We start from the raw sequence: 4,094 nt of genomic DNA on the forward strand, positions 1-4,094 counted from the left end.
GCTTGTTCCCGGAGGCAGGCTCGATCCGGTCTATCTGATAACCGTGCCGGAGGACCTTGATGCCGTTTCGTGACCAGAGGTGGCTCGGTTTGATTGAACAGTTTCGGGCGTTTCGCTAAGTGGATTACCGCCTCGATTATGCAGCCACCATCATTGGTGCCAGCGCGTTGAAGTAGGCTTGATCCGGCGTCTGCCGAAAAGCGTGCCGCAACCTGTTTGATGGTTATTGCCCGGTCTATCGAAGCGTGACCTTGCTATTTTCGGCTGTGGATACGTGTGTGTTGCGCATATTTAACTCAATAGCTGCAGGGTACATTGTGCGTGTTGTGCTTTGACTTTTGGGGATTGAATTGAATGAGGACAGCTTTACTTCTCTGTGCCGCCGCGATGACATTGACTGGCTGCCAGACTCCAGCGCCACAGTCGGTTTTGGATTCGCAGCGCCCTCCGTCCAGATCGATTAAACGTGACTATGTGGACGCATTGCGCGGAACCATCAAACCCGGAGATTTCACTAAAGCCGAGATTTCCAGCGTCGTGCTGCTCGATCCTGAAAGGCGGATTTACGCTTTTTGCACGCGCACGGCGGAACGTGCCGACCCGAATTGGTCCTATGTCGGCGTAGCCTTAAAACACAACGTGAGCGTGGACGCCTCAAAGAATGACTACCGCTGCCGTGACAAGCGGCTGCGGTACTACGATTTTCCTGAGTTGCTAAACATGAAGTCCTGATAAAGCCCGGCAGGCGGCGCTTAGCTCCTTTCGCGCCGCCTGTTGCCGGCTGCGGAGATTGCAAGGCCAGCTTCGAGGCTCGTGCCGTTGTACCGGGTGTCTTCAAGCCGTGGCTTACACGCCTTTTATGATGTCGCAGATGCCCTTGCGGATGACGTCCTTGTCGGCGATCTGTCCTGCCTGAATGTTGAAAACAGCATCGATCCGGACAGCGGCGCCTTTCTGGCGGGCGACAACGCGCAGGGTCTGAATTCTGCCGCTTCCGCTGGTTTCCTGATGGGCATCGATTGACGAGAGTGCCTTGTTGATCTGGATACCTGAAAAACCTTCTGCTGCGACGGCTTGGGCGAGCTTTTGAAGGACAGCGGGTGCTTTGGCTTTCGGCAATTCCTGAAAGGATTTGTAAGAGACAGCCGTAACCATCGGCACACCTGAGACTGTGAAGTTTTTTTCGCACGATGCTGCGAAGGCCGGGCTGGAGACGATGATCAGACCGAGAATTGCGATGGCATGTTTCATATTGCGTAATCCCAGTTGTGGGTGAAGGTTTTCAGCTGTTGGCCGCATCAGAATGTCGACCGTTTTCCTCTGTAGGTCGATGGCGGCGGTAGTGCTTCATGGGCTTGCGCAAGTGTTTCCAGCCATGTTGCGAGTCCATCAGGAACGGTGTCATTGCCGGATTCCAGCGCCTCGATCCATGAGAGTTCACATTGCAAGGCAGAGGCAATATTGATTGGCGTCCAGCGGATCACCCGCAGGCATTCATTAAAGCGTTCTGGCGACATGATGATTGGTTATGTTCCCCGTATTTTCCGCAGCAGCGACGGTCAATTATTGTGCAACTTTTGATAGGCCCAAGGATCCGTATCTGGTCTGATCACATTCGCTCGAGAGGATAGCACGCGCTGCACGATGCGCGCCCGGAATATTATACCTTTATCGGCGATATCAATACATATATTTGTATATTTATACTTTTTGCACGGAATAAATTACCCTTCAGGCAGAGTGAGCAGGGAACGGGATGAGGGTTGAATCAGGACGGGAGACATCTGAAACATATAATTAAGTCGGGGAAGTGAAGAAAACATATAAATAAGTATAAATGAACCATCCCGAGGTAAGGGCGATGATTTTATCGTCAGAGTTCGCCTGTTTGCGCGCAGATAATTTTTGCCGTTATAACCATGTGATTTTATATAGGTTTTTACAGTGGGGTGGATTTATTTATAGGTTGGGCTGGAAGGAATCTGATTAGGAAGTGGATTGAAAAGGCGATGAAAATTGGCGGCGATCGATTATAATAACAATATCATGATATTGTTATTATAATCGATCGCCGCCAATTTTCATCGCCTTTTCAATCCACTTCCTAATCAGATTCCTTCCAGCCCAACCTATAAATAAATCCACCCCACTGTAAAAACCTATATAAAATCACATGGTTATAACGGCAAAAATTATCTGCGCGCAAACAGGCGAACTCTGACGATAAAATCATCGCCCTTACCTCGGGATGGTTCATTTATACTTATTTATATGTTTTCTTCACTTCCCCGACTTAATTATATGTTTCAGATGTCTCCCGTCCTGATTCAACCCTCATCCCGTTCCCTGCTCACTCTGCCTGAAGGGTAATTTATTCCGTGCAAAAAGTATAAATATACAAATATATGTATTGATATCGCCGATAAAGGTATAATATTCCGGGCGCGCATCGTGCAGCGCGTGCTATCCTCTCGAGCGAATGTGATCAGACCAGATACGGATCCTTGGGCCTATCAAAAGTTGCACAATAATTGACCGTCGCTGCTGCGGAAAATACGGGGAACATAACCAATCATCATGTCGCCAGAACGCTTTAATGAATGCCTGCGGGTGATCCGCTGGACGCCAATCAATATTGCCTCTGCCTTGCAATGTGAACTCTCATGGATCGAGGCGCTGGAATCCGGCAATGACACCGTTCCTGATGGACTCGCAACATGGCTGGAAACACTTGCGCAAGCCCATGAAGCACTACCGCCGCCATCGACCTACAGAGGAAAACGGTCGACATTCTGATGCGGCCAACAGCTGAAAACCTTCACCCACAACTGGGATTACGCAATATGAAACATGCCATCGCAATTCTCGGTCTGATCATCGTCTCCAGCCCGGCCTTCGCAGCATCGTGCGAAAAAAACTTCACAGTCTCAGGTGTGCCGATGGTTACGGCTGTCTCTTACAAATCCTTTCAGGAATTGCCGAAAGCCAAAGCACCCGCTGTCCTTCAAAAGCTCGCCCAAGCCGTCGCAGCAGAAGGTTTTTCAGGTATCCAGATCAACAAGGCACTCTCGTCAATCGATGCCCATCAGGAAACCAGCGGAAGCGGCAGAATTCAGACCCTGCGCGTTGTCGCCCGCCAGAAAGGCGCCGCTGTCCGGATCGATGCTGTTTTCAACATTCAGGCAGGACAGATCGCCGACAAGGACGTCATCCGCAAGGGCATCTGCGACATCATAAAAGGCGTGTAAGCCACGGCTTGAAGACACCCGGTACAACGGCACGAGCCTCGAAGCTGGCCTTGCAATCTCCGCAGCCGGCAACAGGCGGCGCGAAAGGAGCTAAGCGCCGCCTGCCGGGCTTTATCAGGACTTCATGTTTAGCAACTCAGGAAAATCGTAGTACCGCAGCCGCTTGTCACGGCAGCGGTAGTCATTCTTTGAGGCGTCCACGCTCACGTTGTGTTTTAAGGCTACGCCGACATAGGACCAATTCGGGTCGGCACGTTCCGCCGTGCGCGTGCAAAAAGCGTAAATCCGCCTTTCAGGATCGAGCAGCACGACGCTGGAAATCTCGGCTTTAGTGAAATCTCCGGGTTTGATGGTTCCGCGCAATGCGTCCACATAGTCACGTTTAATCGATCTGGACGGAGGGCGCTGCGAATCCAAAACCGACTGTGGCGCTGGAGTCTGGCAGCCAGTCAATGTCATCGCGGCGGCACAGAGAAGTAAAGCTGTCCTCATTCAATTCAATCCCCAAAAGTCAAAGCACAACACGCACAATGTACCCTGCAGCTATTGAGTTAAATATGCGCAACACACACGTATCCACAGCCGAAAATAGCAAGGTCACGCTTCGATAGACCGGGCAATAACCATCAAACAGGTTGCGGCACGCTTTTCGGCAGACGCCGGATCAAGCCTACTTCAACGCGCTGGCACCAATGATGGTGGCTGCATAATCGAGGCGGTAATCCACTTAGCGAAACGCCCGAAACTGTTCAATCAAACCGAGCCACCTCTGGTCACGAAACGGCATCAAGGTCCTCCGGCACGGTTATCAGATAGACCGGATCGAGCCTGCCTCCGGGAACAAGC

At 51.1% G+C, this 4,094-nt stretch carries 6 protein-coding genes; 3 read left to right on the forward strand and 3 right to left on the reverse strand.

All coding sequences use genetic code 11. The features are described 5' to 3' along the window. Positions 1-354: 354 nt before the first annotated feature. Entirely contained in the window at positions 355-732 is a 378-nt protein-coding gene (locus tag QSK43_RS26890) for a hypothetical protein (protein ID WP_332306011.1), read from the forward strand. A gap of 114 nt (positions 733-846) precedes the next feature. Here QSK43_RS26890 and QSK43_RS26895 read toward each other — a convergent pair whose 3' ends face one another. Both QSK43_RS26895 and QSK43_RS26900 read right to left on the reverse strand, forming a co-directional pair. Continuing rightward, positions 847-1,251, reverse strand: a complete 405-nt coding sequence (locus tag QSK43_RS26895; RefSeq protein WP_045025273.1) for a hypothetical protein — start codon at positions 1,249-1,251, stop codon at positions 847-849. A 47-nt stretch (positions 1,252-1,298) separates the two neighbouring features. Continuing rightward, positions 1,299-1,517 carry a hypothetical protein gene (locus QSK43_RS26900; RefSeq protein WP_332306012.1) on the reverse strand — a complete coding sequence of 73 codons (219 nt, stop codon included), beginning with the start codon at positions 1,515-1,517 and terminating at the stop codon, positions 1,299-1,301. 1,060 nt (positions 1,518-2,577) lie between these two features. Between QSK43_RS26900 and QSK43_RS26905 the strand changes: the two genes are divergently transcribed. Continuing rightward, positions 2,578-2,796, forward strand: a complete 219-nt coding sequence (locus QSK43_RS26905; protein WP_332306012.1) for a hypothetical protein — start codon at positions 2,578-2,580, stop codon at positions 2,794-2,796. Positions 2,797-2,843: 47 nt separating this feature from the next. Then, on the forward strand, positions 2,844-3,248 hold the full coding sequence (locus QSK43_RS26910; RefSeq protein ID WP_045025273.1) for a hypothetical protein: 405 nt from the start codon (positions 2,844-2,846) through the stop codon (positions 3,246-3,248). Between the two features lie 114 nt (positions 3,249-3,362). On the opposite strand, the gene QSK43_RS26915 is transcribed toward QSK43_RS26910, so the two are convergent. Next, positions 3,363-3,740 carry a hypothetical protein gene (locus QSK43_RS26915; protein WP_332306011.1) on the reverse strand — a complete coding sequence of 126 codons (378 nt, stop codon included), beginning with the start codon at positions 3,738-3,740 and terminating at the stop codon, positions 3,363-3,365. Positions 3,741-4,094 lie beyond the last annotated feature (354 nt).

The organism is Rhizobium sp. GR12, from assembly GCF_036596185.1.
GTDB classification, from domain to species: Bacteria; Pseudomonadota; Alphaproteobacteria; order Rhizobiales; family Rhizobiaceae; genus Agrobacterium; species Agrobacterium nepotum.

Excerpts from the sequence above, each read along its gene's own strand:
- QSK43_RS26910 (WP_045025273.1), top strand. The coding sequence starts at position 2,844 with ATGAAACATGCCATCGCAATTCTCGGTCTGATCATCGTCTCCAGCCCG.
- QSK43_RS26895 (WP_045025273.1), bottom strand. The coding sequence starts at position 1,251 with ATGAAACATGCCATCGCAATTCTCGGTCTGATCATCGTCTCCAGCCCG.
- QSK43_RS26900 (WP_332306012.1), bottom strand. The coding sequence starts at position 1,517 with ATGTCGCCAGAACGCTTTAATGAATGCCTGCGGGTGATCCGCTGGACG.
- QSK43_RS26915 (WP_332306011.1), bottom strand. The coding sequence starts at position 3,740 with ATGAGGACAGCTTTACTTCTCTGTGCCGCCGCGATGACATTGACTGGC.
- QSK43_RS26905 (WP_332306012.1), top strand. The coding sequence starts at position 2,578 with ATGTCGCCAGAACGCTTTAATGAATGCCTGCGGGTGATCCGCTGGACG.
- QSK43_RS26890 (WP_332306011.1), top strand. The coding sequence starts at position 355 with ATGAGGACAGCTTTACTTCTCTGTGCCGCCGCGATGACATTGACTGGC.